This is a genomic window from Acinetobacter sp. 16 (assembly GCF_033439925.1).
Classification (GTDB): domain Bacteria; phylum Pseudomonadota; class Gammaproteobacteria; order Pseudomonadales; family Moraxellaceae; genus Acinetobacter; species Acinetobacter junii.
Genome location: NZ_CP137746.1, coordinates 2,282,331 through 2,296,588 on the forward strand (window position 1 = coordinate 2,282,331; position 14,258 = coordinate 2,296,588).

Here is a 14,258-nt window from a genome sequence, read left to right on the forward strand (position 1 = left end):
CATAAATTCGATTTTTCTTCATGATTTTACATTAATCTACGCCCATAAAAATTTGATCTTTCTTTTGGGGCATTTTCAATGCAAATCTCACATAATTATGGAAAATTAAGTGTGCTCGGCTCTACTCTACTGAGTATAAGTAGCTCACTATTTGCGACTGATACACTAACTAATACAAATTCGTCAGCAGTCGCAGAGTTACCTACTCAAGTCCTGCCAACGCTTTCTTTCAAAGCCACATCTGAGACTCAAAAACAAAAAGACCAAGATATCAGCGCAGTTGCAAAAACAATTATTACACGAGAAGAAATGCTTCAATACGGTGATCAAACAGTCATGGATGCTTTACGCCGTGCCGCAGGATTTCAAATTCCAGTATTTGGACAAGGACCTCGTGGTGGAGGTGGTGCTTCAGGCATGCGTTTTCGTGGTGGAGGTGCACCAACTTTTCTCGTAAATGGTGAACCTATTCAAAGTGGCCCACGTGGTGGGATGTCTGTCATAGATACCATTAGCCCTGAAATGATTGAAAGAATCGAAGTAACTAAACAACCGAGTGTTGCTCAGGGTTCTGTTGCATCCTCAGCTGTCATTAATATCATTCTAAAAGAACCATTGGATACACGTATAAATGGATCAGTAAAAATCGGCTATGGCTTGAGAGAAAGTGAGCAACAAGAAGCTGAACGTAAACAAATTAATGTTCAAGCAGATGGTCGTGAAAACCAATGGTCATACAGCCTTTCAGCTAACCAAATGTGGTTTGACAATACGTCTGTGACTAAAACTGAAAATTTAATCGGAACGCGAGAACAGTCACGTACCGTAAATCGCAACATGCAAATGTTTGCTCCACGCTTACAATACGAACTTGATGATCAACAAAAATTAATCGCTGAATTATTTTATCGCAATATCAAGATGGAAGGCACTTCAGGAAATCAAATTCAAGATGATAAAAATGACAGTATCAAACTCAACACTCGTTACGAACGTAAAGATCAAGATCTAAGTGATAAGTTACGACTCTCGGTAGAATATCAAACGGAAAGCCAACTTACCCTTACACCTGAAACGAAGACATACACAGATGAAACCATTGATGAGTATGGTCTTGCATACGATGGAACAAGAAAGTTAGATCAAGATCGTCAAATTAAATTTGGGTTTGATGCACGAAATAATCAATTAGATAGCAATATTAGTAAAAGTCTAGATGAACAGCGATATGCCGTTTATGGCGAAGGAAGTTGGCGCTTTATTGATCGACACACGTTTACTTTAGGCGCTCGCCAAGAATGGTTAAAACGTTCGGGTTTAGTCGATTATCAAGACCAGCACCTGAGTCCTGTTTTTGCATATCGGTATGATTTAACTGATCAATGGTCACTACAAACCAATATCAGCCAAGCATTTCGGAATCCGAATGCAGACCGCCTAATTTCTAATGTGACCATTTCCACTGACAGTGATGCAGGTAGCTTAAATAATCCTGACCGTGGTGGGAATCCAAATTTAAAACCTGAAAAGATTCGTGCCGCTGAGTCCACGCTTGCTTATGATTCTGCGAGCGGTGGTATGAGCCTAACCGCTTACCATAGAGAAATTAAAGATTATATCGAAAAAGTGATTATGCTCGAAGGCGAACGCTATGTTGAACGCCCTCAAAACCAAAATAAGGCAACAACGTATGGAGTTGAACTAAGTGGCCGCTATGCATTAAAACAAACTAATGCTGGACATTCATTCATGCTAAATGGTCAGATCTCAACTGTCCGTGCAAAAATTCAGGATGAGCAAAAATCTGAGCGACTGGTCAGTGACATTGCGCCATACAATGCAAGCACTGGTGTTTCATATAGTTTTAAACCTTGGCAACTTTCTACAAGTGCAAATATCAGTTATACCCCTGAATATACTCGTGCTTTAAATAATCAACCTTATGATCGAACTACAAATGCTCGTATCAGTTTAGACCTCAGTGCAACTAAACGATTCAAAAATGGTTGGTCTGCTAGTGTAAATGCTAACAATATTTTAGGAACAAATTATAAAGAAAGATTAACCAATCAATACGATGGGCGCTTATTTCAAGCACGAATTAATGAATCAATCCCTTCTCTTCAATTTAGTCTTGAAAAGAAGTTTTAATATTCAAGAAAGCCAGTTATTACAACTGGCTTTTTTATTCCAGTTGATGGCTATTTCTTTGATTGTATGACAGAGAAAAATTTTTAATGAGATATAAAGTTTATTTAATAGAAGCCTGTAAGAAGCTTCTAACAAACATTTCATTTCTATGATAAAAGAACATAGTATATTGTTTTAAAAGTTCATTTAACCTTCAAACATGATCACAAATAAAGCAAGCGATGCTGGCATTTTTTATGTATGGTGTATCAAACCATGCAAAAAATGGATTTAGATGCCGCAAACATTTTTGCAAGTGTTCATTTACCTGATCAACCTCCTGACAAGTCAGTGAGAAGAGATAATTCTACACAAAGACGTTTCTGGGATGCTGCTGAGAAAATTAGTGCAGATTCAGATATCGGACTTCATGTCGGAGGAAATGTACCTCCATTTCGTGGTCAAGTTATAGAATATCTTTTTCTTAGTAGTCCCACATTTGGCGAAGGACTAAAACGAACACTACGATACCAAGCTCTTCTCACCAATGCGATGTCTTTTCAGTTAGAAGTAGTTGATCAGAATACTGTTGGATTATATGGATTAGAGCATCCTGTACGACATTGTCTGGAATGTGCGATTGGTATTTTACTTAATTTTTTCAAATACATTACGAATGATGCATTCATCCCATTTCAAGTTTTGCTTCCATATGAAAATGCTGCTGATCAAGAAGAATATGAAAAAGTTTGGAATTGCAATGTTCTGCTTGGTCAAAGACATGGTGCTATTTTATTTGAATCTAAAATTCTTAATTATCCTTCGCCTGCACATGAACCCGAACTATTAAAAATGCATTAACATCATGCAGAATCTCAACTTGATCTCTTGATTAAGCATCAACTGATTGGAGAAATTGAGAAAATTCTTGCTAATGGTTTATTAGAATCAGGAAAATTTGATCAGAATGTTGTGGCTGGAGCATCTCAACAAAAGCACACGTAGTTTAAGAGCAGATTTACAATTACTGAATACCACCTATGAAAAAGTGATTGCTCTATATCGCGAAAGATTAGCACGACGCCTACTTTCCCAAACCGATGAGTCGATTGATCAAATTGTCTACCTAACAGGTTTTTCTGAACCTTCTGCTTTTTCGAGAGCATTTAAACGCTGGACTAAGGAAATCCCGACCGCATATCGACAACATAAGAGAAATGGATTTGATTGATCAGGCATAAAAATAGTGTCAGTGCAGTCAAAATATTTAATATTTATACACTTCGATCATTGCTTTTAGAGGTAATCTAACATGATCGGTTTTCCTGTCGGTGTTTTTGTAGCAAATGGGATGGAATGGTATTTTTACAAAGTTTGGCTTCATGAGTTTCCAAGTAAAAACAGAAATAGCCCTTTTTTCACACATATTGCTCACCATAAACGTGCACGTTTAAATGCTTTTCATGATGAAGGTTACGCTGAATCGATGTTTAAAAATGCTGAAATCTATAATGAGAAAACGGCATTGCTTGGTTTAACAGCCGCTGCAACGGTTTTTCTACCTGTTGCTCCATTTTTTACGGCAGGTTTGTATTATGGGATTTGGAATTATTGGAAAGTCCACGCCAAATCCCATCTCGATCCTGAGTATGCAAAGAAACGTATCCCTTGGCATTATGATCATCACATGACCAGCAATCAAAACGCGAATTGGTGTGTGACTAAACCTTGGTTTGATTACATTATGGGTACACGAGTGATGACTGATGCTTCTGAAACAGAGACCAACCCTTTGGCAATCAGTATGCCTAAATGGATGGAAAACAGGGTCAATAAATTAGCTCGTCGTTTATTGCCAAAAGCTTATGCGGAAATTGATGCAAATACTCAATCTGATCAGAAAAATCTGCGTCTAGGTATCGAAGTTACTTTATAAAAATGATTAAACATGAAATTAAAACCAAACGCTTCGTTCGGTTTTAATTATTATTCGAAAATAAATCAATGCGGACTAGATTTTGATAAAAGGTTTAGAATCAACACACCACACATAATTAATGCTATGCCGATAATTCCCATAGATCCAATTTTTGATCATAGAAAAACCAAGCAAAGGTCGTGATCAATACAATTCCCACCCCAGACCATATCGCATAAGCAATACCAACTGGAATTGTTTTCAGTGTCAAAGATAAGCAATAAAATGCAATGATGTAACCTAAAATCACAACGATAGAGGCAAATGGCTTTGTAAACCCTTCGCTACTTTTCAGTGCAGATGTCGCAATCACTTCTGCTGTGATCGCTACAAATAAAAATATCCAACTTTTCATTTACCACACCTGCTCTATCCAAACAAACATTTCACATCTATTAATTGAATCATAAAAAAACACCCTTTAATAAAAAGGGTGTTTTCTAGTTCTAAGATCAAGAATCTATTAATAATATTTAAGCAGATTTCTTCGCCATATTATTTTTACGAATCGTAATCATCACCAACTGAACTGCTGCAGGAGTGACACCTGGGATACGGCTTGCTTGCGCTAAAGTTTCAGGGCGAACTGTTTTAAGCTTTTGAGTGATCTCGCGAGATAAACCTGAAACACCATCATATTCAAAGTCAGCTGGAATCTTCGTTTCTTCAAGGCGTTTCATCTGAGCAACATCATCATGTTGACGGTTGATATAACCTTCATATTTCACAGCAATTTCAATTTGCTCACCGACCTGTTCAGAAACCTCTGAGCCTGTAAGTTCAGCAATTTGACCAAAATTAATATTTGGACGTTTCAATAAATCAATCGCGCTGCACTCTTTGCTTAGGTCCGCACCAGTCATTTCAACAAACTTTTTACCCATCGGGTTATTCGGTGCTGCCCATAAGTGTTGTAAACGTGATGTCTCGCGTTCAACAGCTTCCATTTTTTCGCTATATGCAGCCCAACGTTCGTCATCAACCAAACCAAGTTCACGACCAATTGGAGTTAAACGTTGATCTGCATTATCTTCACGAAGCATCAAACGATATTCTGCACGTGAGGTAAACATGCGATATGGTTCTTTAGTCCCTAATGTAATCAGGTCATCTACAAGTACGCCCATATATGCTTGATCACGTTTTGGTGTCCACTCTTCTTGTTCCCAAGCACGACGTGCTGCATTCAAACCAGCAAGTAAACCTTGAGCACCTGCTTCTTCATAACCAGTGGTACCATTAATCTGACCAGCAAAATACAAGTTTTGAATTGCTTTAGTTTCAAGCGTAAATTTCAATGCTTGCGGGTTGAAATAGTCATATTCAATTGCATAACCTGGACGCAAGATATGAGCATTTTCCATACCGCGAATCGAACGCACTAGATTGAACTGAACGTCAAATGGCAATGAAGTTGAGATGCCATTTGGATAAAGCTCATGCGTATCTAAACCTTCAGGCTCTAGAAATACCTGATGCGAATCTTTATCAGCAAAACGATGAATTTTATCTTCAATCGAAGGACAGTAACGAGGACCAACCCCTTCAATCACACCTGTATACATAGGTGAACGATCTAAACCACCACGAATAATTTCATGTGTTTTTTCACTGGTATGAGTGATGTAGCAGTTCACTTGTTCAGGGTGCATCGATACATCACCCATAAATGACATCACTGGAGATGGGAAATCACCTGGTTGTGGTGTCATCACAGAGAAATCAACGGTACGCGCGTCAATACGCGGTGGTGTACCCGTTTTTAAACGACCTACTGGAAGTTTTAACTCACGTAAACGATGCGCCAAAGCAATCGAAGGAGGATCACCTGCACGACCACCGCTCGAATTTTGCAACCCGATATGAATGACACCCCCTAAGAAAGTACCCGTGGTGAGTACAACGGTTTTGGTATCAAAACGAATACCCATTTGGGTCACAACACCTTTAACGGTATCGCCTTCAACAATTAAATCATCAGCAGCTTGTTGGAAAATATCCAAGTTCGTTTGGTTTTCTAAAGTATGACGAATGGCAGCTTTATAACGGACACGGTCTGCTTGAGCACGCGTCGCACGCACAGCAGCACCTTTGCGCGAGTTTAAAATACGGAATTGAATACCGCCCTTATCAGCAGCAAGCGCCATTGCACCGCCAAGCGCATCTATCTCACGAACTAAGTGCGATTTACCAATACCACCAATCGCTGGGTTACAGCTCATCTGCCCCAAAGTCTCAATATTATGCGTCAACAATAATGTTTGTCTTCCCATACGAGCCGCCGCAAGCGCAGCTTCCGTACCAGCGTGACCGCCACCAATTACGATAACGTCGTAAACTTTAGGATAGTGCATAGTGGTAATGTGTATTTAAAAAATGACAGAGTATTATACAGAAGTTTTCTATTAAGTTGACAAAATCCGTCAATATTCTTGTAATCCCTATCTGCTTAGCTTGATTTAAATATATACAAAATAAAACTTAATGTTGCACTTTTCATGCATTGTTAACACATGGACTTATAACTATTAACCTGATATCCACTGTTCCGATTCAAAAAATTCTTATCATTATTAGTGCATAACAAATACTTTAGGAAAATGATATGAACACTAAGCTTTTATTTTCGACGCTTATTTGTAGCCTGTGTTTTGCTGTAACAGCACAAACCAACGCAAAAACCACAGTTGATGCACAAACTCAAAAGTATCAACAAGTATGTAAGGGCAAAAAACAAGGTGATATGATTTCATTTGCCTACAAAGGTGTTGTCTTTAATGGTACATGTGAGCCAAATGAAGCTGGTAAATTAGCATTCCAACCTCCAATGCCTGCAAATAATGCAATGCCTGAAACTCAAACTAAGATTTCAGAAACACAATCAGAACCTCGACCAGTGAGTGCGCCTGTTCAGCCTATGGAAATGACACCTCCTCCAATAGAACAATCAGCTCCACAAATTGAACAAACCGCTCCATAAGAAATTGGACACCTATATATAGTTATATAAGGATGCTGTTCAGCATCCTTATTTTTTGTTCAGGCTATATCAAAAGAATTATGTTTGAAAAAACATCTTAAAATTGTAATCAGTCTATTTTATAATCCCTCTGCATGGTCTGAATCTATTACAATAACCAAAATACATTAACTTAGGTTTTCCTGTGAACTGGCTACAAATTCATATTACTGTCGATCAAGAACAAGTTGAACTAACTGAAACTTTGCTCCTTTCTTTGGGTGCTGTAAGCGTTACGCTAGATGATGCCGAAGATCAAGCACTGCTTGAGCCATTACCAGGTGAAACCCCTCTTTGGAATAAAGTCATTGTAACGGGCATTTATCAACAAGAAGAAGATGACCCAATTGATGTTGATACTTTAGAAGCATTTTTAAAAGCACAACTCCCTGATGTTCCAATGCGCCATGAGTATTTAGAAAACCAAGTTTGGGAACGCGCATGGATGGATTATTACGAACCAATTCAAATTGGTGAAAAATATTGGATCGTACCAGAATGGTTAGAGCCACCTGAAGCGGATGCAACCAACATTAAACTGGATCCAGGCTTAGCATTCGGTACAGGTAACCATGCCAGTACATTCCTATGCTTACAATGGCTAGGTAAGACTGATGTAAAAGATAAAATCGTGATTGATTACGGCTGTGGGTCAGGCATCTTGGGTGTTGCTGCTCTTCTATTAGGTGCTAAAAAAGTATATGCCACAGACATTGATCCACAGGCTGTTCTAGCAACAAAACAAAATGCAGAGTTGAATGGTGTACTTGAGCGTCTGTACGTTGGCTTACCAGAAGAATTCAATAACGAGTTTAAAGGTCAACAATCGGACATACTAGTTGCAAATATTCTAGCTGCACCTCTAATGGCTTTAGCGCCAGAATTCTCAACTTTAATTAAAAATGAGGGAGAGTTCGCACTTGCTGGTGTAATAGAAGAGCAAGTTGCTGATGTTTCTAGTGTTTACTCTGAGTTTTTTGATATATTAGAGATCGAAAAGCGCGAAGAGAACTGGTGTCGCATTTCAGGAAAACGCAAAACAACAATTTGAGAATATTGTTCCTCATGAGTGAAAAACAAACCCGCTGCCCTAAATGCTCAACCGTGTATAAAGTGACCCCTTCACAACTCAGTGTTGCTCAGGGCATGGTTTGTTGTCCTAAGTGCGTTATTAACTTTAATGCTCTGACCAATCTTTTAAATACAGAGACAAACGAAACGATTCCTACACAAACCAATCGTTCGCTATTCTCCTCTATTCAACCTGATAGCAGCTTTGCTGAAAAGCAAATGCAAATTTTAAGTATTTTCGATCAAAAAATTGAAAACTCAAATATCGATCTTTTGACCTATCTAAACAATTTAAATTATTTTAATACTGAGCCTGTCACGGCTTTACCAAATTTAAATTTATCCGAAGATGCTTTATTGGTTGATCATGAACCAACATCGAAACAACACGGGTGGCTATATTACAGTCTTTGGGGGATCGGTAATATTGTCCTCATTTTGGTTTTCGCTTTTCAAATCTTATGGTTTAACCCAAAGCTTATGCATGAAAGCCCTGCTTTAAACCGTATCTTTAACTATGCATGTGGTGTTTTGACTTGCAAAACACTAGATGAACAATACAAATATCTAAGTTTTGAGAAAGTTAAAGTTAAACGCTACAGTAAAAACGAAACAATGTTTTCGGGTGTGCTGATCAATCATCATAAAGATAGTGTCTTGATTCCTTCGATTAGACTCATCCTTAAAGACAAAGGTAAGACCGTTACGGATATCACACTCAAACCCCAAGACTATTTAGTAGACAGTCTAAAACCGATTCAACGCATCCCTTCAAACAGCCCATTTAAATTCGAATTTACCGTTGAACAAAGTAAAAATAGCTTCGATAACTATAGTTTAGAAATTGTACAGCCCTAAAAGCATAAAAAAGTGACAAAAAAATAAAAAAAAGTGCAGTTAATTTGCTCACTTTTTCGCAGACAGTGGTATGATACGCGCCACGAATGCTTTGACCTACTTACTCCTCGTTATTTATAAACAATAAAATCGTTAAACGAACTGTGCTTTAATACTATAAGCGCATTGTTGGTTTTTTTGTTTTTGAAAGTAGGCTGTAACAAATATTTAACTATTGTTACGCTTATTTTTTACACAATTCGAGGATTTGTGGCAAGCTAATAGTCCTTTTGTTTTAGAGTCACTGTTTTAGGATCTAAAACAGGGCTCAGTAATTTAGACCACATTTATATATCACTTTACCCAAGTGATATTTGATTTTTCGGATTAACACGCATGAATAGCAAATCTCCTATTTTTACGGCTCAATCTGATGTCGCTCTTCGCATCCATGTAGATCGCGCAGTTCGTCATTATTTTGCACAGTTGCAAGGTGAGCAACCATCTCAAGTATATGACATGGTTTTAGCAGAAATGGAGAAACCTCTTTTATCTGTGGTCTTAGAATATACTCGTGGCAATCAAACTCGTGCTGCCGAGATTTTAGGCCTTAACCGTGGTACTTTGCGTAAAAAGTTAAAAGCTCACGGTTTAATGAGTGAATAATTGATAAAATGCTCACGTTCTCGTGGGCATTTTTTTATGCTTAATTGTTTTAATCTGTAGACTTCAAACTGTTGACCAAAATCATGACTATCAAACGTGCTTTAATCTCTGTTTCCGACAAAACTGGAATCGTTGAATTCGCTCAAAACCTTGCTGCTCTAGGGGTAGAGATCTTATCTACTGGCGGTACTTATAAGTTGCTGAAAGACAACAACATCGCTGTCGTAGAAGTTTCTGAGCATACAGGTTTCCCTGAAATGATGGATGGTCGTGTAAAAACACTACATCCTAAAATTCATGGTGGTATTTTAGCTCGTCGTGGTCTGGACGAAGCTGTAATGCAAGAACACAACATCGATCCGATTGATTTGGTGATTGTAAACCTTTATCCATTTGCAGCTACAGTTGCAAAACCAAACTGCTCTCTTGCAGATGCGATTGAAAATATCGATATCGGCGGTCCAACTATGGTTCGCGCCGCTGCGAAAAACCATGCTTCAGTTGGTATCATTGTGAATGCATCTGACTATGATGCTGTAATAGCAGAGTTAAAGACAAATGGAGCTCTTTCTTACGAGACTCGTTTTGATTTAGCAGTTAAAGCATTTGAACATACTGCTCAATATGATGGCATGATCGCATCTTATTTAGGAGCACGTGTTGGTAAAGCTGAGGGTGAAGCAGATTTATTCCCTCGCACGTTCAATACGCAGTTAAATAAAGCACAAGATTTACGTTATGGTGAAAATCCACACCAAAATGCAGCGTTCTATGTTGAAGCAAATGCTAAAGAAGCATCAGTTTCAACTGCAAAGCAATTACAAGGTAAAGAACTTTCTTATAACAACATCGCTGATACTGATGCTGCACTTGAATGTGTAAAATCATTTGCAAAACCAGCTTGTGTCATCGTTAAACATGCAAACCCATGTGGTGTTGCTGTTTCTTTAGATGGCATTAAGGCAGCTTATGATCTTGCATATGCTACAGATCCAGAATCAGCATTCGGTGGCATCATCGCATTAAACCGTGAATTAGATGTAGAGACTGCTCAAGCGATTGTTGATCGTCAGTTTGTTGAAGTGATTATTGCTCCAAGCATTGCAGAAGGTGTACTTGAAGTCACTGGTGCGAAGAAAAATGTCCGTGTCATGGTTTGCGGTGAGCTTCCAGCGATTGATGCACGTGCACCGCAACTTGATTATAAACGTGTCAATGGTGGTTTGTTAGTTCAAGATCAAGACTTAGGCATGATCACTAAAGATGATCTTAAAGTTGTGACTAAACGAGCGCCAACTGAACAAGAAATTGATGACATGATTTTTGCTTGGAAAGTTGCAAAATATGTGAAATCAAACGCAATTGTTTATGCCAAAAACCGTCAAACCATTGGTGTAGGTGCAGGTCAAATGAGCCGCGTGAACTCTGCTCGTATTGCTGCGATCAAAGCTGAACATGCTGGTTTAGTGGTCGAAGGTGCAGTTATGGCATCAGATGCATTCTTCCCATTCCGTGATGGTATTGATAACGCTGCAAAAGCAGGTATCAAATGTATCATCCAACCAGGCGGTTCTATGCGCGACGAAGAAACGATTGCTGCAGCAGATGAAGCTGGTATTGCAATGGTCTTCACTGGTATGCGCCACTTCCGTCACTAATAGATTTAAAAAATCCCTCTTGCGATGTTTTAGTTGCATCTCAAGGGGGAATTTTCTATTTTTAGTGGATGTACTTGAGATACTTAAAAAGGAAATAAATTAATAATGAATATTTTAGTTTTGGGTAGCGGTGGCCGTGAACATGCACTTGCATGGAAAATCGCACAAGATGCACAAGTGACTAAAGTTTTTGTTGCGCCAGGCAATGCTGGTACTGCAACTGAAGACAAATGTGAAAACGTTGAACTTGATATTCTAGATAATCCAGCAATTATCGCTTTTGCCAAAGCAAATGATGTTGCTTTAGTGATCGTAGGACCTGAAGCTCCATTAGTAAATGGTGTTGTGGATGCAGCACGCGAAGCTGGTCTAAAAATTTGGGGTCCAACTCAATATGCAGCTCAACTTGAAGGTTCAAAAGCATTCGCTAAACATTTCTTAAAACGTCATAACATTCCAACTGCTTTTTATGATGTATTTACTGAAGTGGATGCTGCTAAGGCTTATGTCGAGCAGAATGGCGCCCCTATTGTAATTAAAGCTGATGGTTTAGCTGCAGGTAAAGGCGTTATCGTTGCGATGACAAACCAAGAAGCATTTGATGCCATTGATGATATGTTAGCGGGCAACAAATTCGGTGATGCTGGATCACGTGTTGTGATTGAACAATTCCTCGAAGGTGAAGAAGCAAGCTTCATTTGCATGATCGACGGTAAAAACATTTTACCGATGGCAACTTCACAAGACCATAAGCGTATTTTTGAAGGTGACAAAGGTCCAAATACAGGTGGTATGGGTGCGTACTCTCCTGCTCCAGTTGTTACACCGGAAGTATTTGAACGCGTAATGAACGAAGTTATGCGTCCTACTGTTGATGGTATGGCAGCAGATGGTCATGTTTATACTGGTTTCTTGTATGCTGGTTTAATGATTGATGAACAAGGTCAACCACGCGTGATCGAGTTTAACTGTCGTTTTGGTGATCCTGAAACTCAACCAATCATGATGCGTTTAAAATCATCTTTAGTTGATTTAGTAGAAGCTGGTATTGCTGGTAACTTGCCAAGTGAAGCCGAATGGGATGATCGCAAATCAATCGGCATTGTACTTGCAGCTGAAGGATATCCTGAAACTGTACGCAAAGGTGATGTGATATCAGGTATTGGTCAATCTCCAGAAGATACAAAAATTTTCCATGCAGGTACTGCAACGACTGAAGATGGTCATGTGATTACTGCAGGCGGTCGCGTGCTTTGCGTGACTGCGCTTGGAGACACCGTTCTAGAAGCTCAAATCAATGCACTAGAAGTATGTGGTCAAGTGACATTTACAGGTATGCAGTATCGTAGTGATATTGGTTATCGCGCAATTGCACGTGAAAAAGCAGAATAAGCTTTGGTTAATTAACAAAAGCCTTCTTCGGAAGGCTTTTTTATTCTTTAATGAGCATAAAAATCATTTCCTTATTCATTATTTAAATATTAAATTCAGAAAAATATATATCACTAATTCAATAAAATCTGACATTTCCACCATTAGAAAAAACTACAAAAGTATCATTTATTTACTTTTACCAAAATTAAACTATTTTTCTAATAATCATATATTTATACCCACAAGTACAAAATAGAACACTATAACAGAACCCGAATTATTGTTATGATTGCCAAAATTTTCGGCGAGTACTTTTAGTTTTATACATATTCTTTTATATATGAATAAGAATATGAAATTTAACTAGAAAAGTATCAGCTAATCTCGATTTGATATGAAAATTATTGAACCAGTATGCTTAAGTCAAACCCTTAAGATCAACGTTCTTGATTTTCTGTTGTTGCAAATAATCCGATCAGTCGCCTGTTCATAACACTAAATTTTGAACCGACTCACCTCTTTGTAACAAGAACCCTATAGCTCTTTAGTAATGCATTAGCGGATTATTTACTAAGCATTATTCCGATTAGGATTTACACATGAAAAAGCTAATTAGTCTTTTTTTAAGTGTGTCTGTGTTATTACTTGCAGCGTGCAGTAAACAACCTGACACCAAAGCAGAACAAAAAAATGAAGCGGGTGGATTACAAACCGTTGTAATGGCATCAACAGGTTCAGATGCAGATATTTGGCGTTTTATTGCGACCTTGCCAGAAACTAAAGCTGCTGGTATCAAGCTTGAAGTGAAAAACTTTACAGACTATGTAGCTATGAATACAGCTGTAGCAAATAAAGAAGTCGATGTGAATGCATTCCAATCATATGCTTACCTTGTTGCTTTTAATGCTTCAAATCAAGATAAGATTGCACCAGTTTCAACGACGTACTTAGAGCCTATGGGCATCTATTCAAGCAAAGTCAAAAAAGTTGAAGAGTTTGCTGAAGGTGCTTCAATCGCAATTCCAAACGATGCTGCAAACGAAGCTCGTGCGTTATTGTTATTACAAAGTGCGGGTTTGATCAAATTAAAAGCTGACTTTGATCCAGCAAAAGGCACACCAAGCGATATTATCGAAAATACGAAAAAACTCGATATTAAACCAATTCAAATGGCAACTGCTGTACGCGTTAAAGATGAAGTTGATGCGATTGTATTGGGGAATACCCTTGCAATGGAAGGCGGTTTAAATGTTCTAAAAGATTCTATCTTTTATGAACCAATTGACCAAAGCACGAAGCTGAATGTCAACATTTTAGCTGTAGCTGATTCAAGAAAAAATGATCCTGTATTACAAAAGCTTGGAACTCTTTATCACACTGAAGCGGTGAAAAAATATGTTCAAGAACATTTTGCTGGTACGAAAGTTGACGTGAATAAACCTGTTAGTTATCTCACAGAAACAAATTCGTAATATAATCTGTATAGGAAACAGGCAAATCACTTTGCCTGTTTTTTTCATTTTTG

At 38.3% G+C, this 14,258-nt stretch carries 10 protein-coding genes and 2 pseudogenes; 10 read left to right on the forward strand and 2 right to left on the reverse strand.

Annotated features, from left to right (window positions below):
* Window positions 1–78: 78 nt before the first annotated feature.
* From R2H34_RS11185 to R2H34_RS11195, 3 genes and pseudogenes are all read left to right on the forward strand, one after another.
* Window positions 79–2,151, forward strand: a complete 2,073-nt coding sequence (locus R2H34_RS11185) for a TonB-dependent receptor plug domain-containing protein (RefSeq protein WP_004962957.1) — start codon at window positions 79–81, stop codon at window positions 2,149–2,151.
* A 199-nt stretch (window positions 2,152–2,350) separates the two neighbouring features.
* Window positions 2,351–3,361, forward strand: a pseudogene (locus R2H34_RS11190) (AraC family transcriptional regulator).
* 81 nt (window positions 3,362–3,442) lie between these two features.
* Entirely contained in the window at window positions 3,443–4,066 is a 624-nt protein-coding gene (locus tag R2H34_RS11195) for a hypothetical protein (RefSeq protein WP_125272010.1), read from the forward strand.
* Window positions 4,067–4,131: 65 nt separating this feature from the next.
* On the opposite strand, the pseudogene R2H34_RS11200 reads toward R2H34_RS11195, so the two are convergent.
* Together R2H34_RS11200 and mnmG are read right to left on the reverse strand one after the other, a co-directional pair.
* Window positions 4,132–4,463: pseudogene (locus tag R2H34_RS11200) on the reverse strand (DMT family transporter).
* A 118-nt stretch (window positions 4,464–4,581) separates the two neighbouring features.
* On the reverse strand, window positions 4,582–6,462 hold the full coding sequence (mnmG, locus tag R2H34_RS11205) for a tRNA uridine-5-carboxymethylaminomethyl(34) synthesis enzyme MnmG (protein ID WP_125272011.1): 1,881 nt from the start codon (window positions 6,460–6,462) through the stop codon (window positions 4,582–4,584).
* A 251-nt stretch (window positions 6,463–6,713) separates the two neighbouring features.
* Between mnmG and R2H34_RS11210 the strand changes: the two genes are divergently transcribed.
* The 7 genes from R2H34_RS11210 (at window position 6,714) to R2H34_RS11240 (ending at window position 14,205) form a co-directional block, all read left to right on the forward strand.
* On the forward strand, window positions 6,714–7,088 hold the full coding sequence (locus R2H34_RS11210; protein ID WP_087540418.1) for a hypothetical protein: 375 nt from the start codon (window positions 6,714–6,716) through the stop codon (window positions 7,086–7,088).
* Window positions 7,089–7,272: 184 nt separating this feature from the next.
* Complete coding sequence (gene prmA, locus R2H34_RS11215; RefSeq protein WP_004955154.1) at window positions 7,273–8,178, forward strand: 50S ribosomal protein L11 methyltransferase; 906 nt, start codon at window positions 7,273–7,275, stop codon at window positions 8,176–8,178.
* Between the two features lie 14 nt (window positions 8,179–8,192).
* On the forward strand, window positions 8,193–9,056 hold the full coding sequence (locus R2H34_RS11220; RefSeq protein ID WP_087540420.1) for a DUF3426 domain-containing protein: 864 nt from the start codon (window positions 8,193–8,195) through the stop codon (window positions 9,054–9,056).
* A 375-nt stretch (window positions 9,057–9,431) separates the two neighbouring features.
* The gene (gene fis, locus R2H34_RS11225) at window positions 9,432–9,701 is read left to right on the forward strand and encodes a DNA-binding transcriptional regulator Fis (RefSeq protein ID WP_001086304.1); all 270 of its coding nucleotides are present in this window, start codon (window positions 9,432–9,434) and stop codon (window positions 9,699–9,701) included.
* Between the two features lie 83 nt (window positions 9,702–9,784).
* Window positions 9,785–11,359, forward strand: coding sequence for a bifunctional phosphoribosylaminoimidazolecarboxamide formyltransferase/IMP cyclohydrolase (purH, locus tag R2H34_RS11230; protein WP_318342267.1), 1,575 nt, complete (start codon window positions 9,785–9,787; stop codon window positions 11,357–11,359).
* Window positions 11,360–11,464: 105 nt separating this feature from the next.
* Window positions 11,465–12,751 (forward strand): phosphoribosylamine--glycine ligase, encoded by a 1,287-nt coding sequence (gene purD / locus R2H34_RS11235; protein ID WP_087540422.1) that lies wholly within the window; start codon window positions 11,465–11,467, stop codon window positions 12,749–12,751.
* Between the two features lie 581 nt (window positions 12,752–13,332).
* Window positions 13,333–14,205: a MetQ/NlpA family ABC transporter substrate-binding protein gene (locus R2H34_RS11240; protein WP_004955163.1), complete on the forward strand. Its 873-nt coding sequence runs from the start codon at window positions 13,333–13,335 to the stop codon at window positions 14,203–14,205.
* Window positions 14,206–14,258 lie beyond the last annotated feature (53 nt).

Bases quoted from the DNA above. Each gene is read 5' to 3' on its own strand.
- R2H34_RS11185 (WP_004962957.1), top strand. From the start codon at position 79: ATGCAAATCTCACATAATTATGGAAAATTAAGTGTGCTCGGCTCTACT.
- R2H34_RS11195 (WP_125272010.1), top strand. From the start codon at position 3,443: ATGATCGGTTTTCCTGTCGGTGTTTTTGTAGCAAATGGGATGGAATGG.
- mnmG (WP_125272011.1), bottom strand. From the start codon at position 6,462: ATGCACTATCCTAAAGTTTACGACGTTATCGTAATTGGTGGCGGTCAC.
- R2H34_RS11210 (WP_087540418.1), top strand. From the start codon at position 6,714: ATGAACACTAAGCTTTTATTTTCGACGCTTATTTGTAGCCTGTGTTTT.
- R2H34_RS11220 (WP_087540420.1), top strand. From the start codon at position 8,193: ATGAGTGAAAAACAAACCCGCTGCCCTAAATGCTCAACCGTGTATAAA.
- fis (WP_001086304.1), top strand. From the start codon at position 9,432: ATGAATAGCAAATCTCCTATTTTTACGGCTCAATCTGATGTCGCTCTT.
- purH (WP_318342267.1), top strand. From the start codon at position 9,785: ATGACTATCAAACGTGCTTTAATCTCTGTTTCCGACAAAACTGGAATC.
- purD (WP_087540422.1), top strand. From the start codon at position 11,465: ATGAATATTTTAGTTTTGGGTAGCGGTGGCCGTGAACATGCACTTGCA.
- R2H34_RS11240 (WP_004955163.1), top strand. From the start codon at position 13,333: ATGAAAAAGCTAATTAGTCTTTTTTTAAGTGTGTCTGTGTTATTACTT.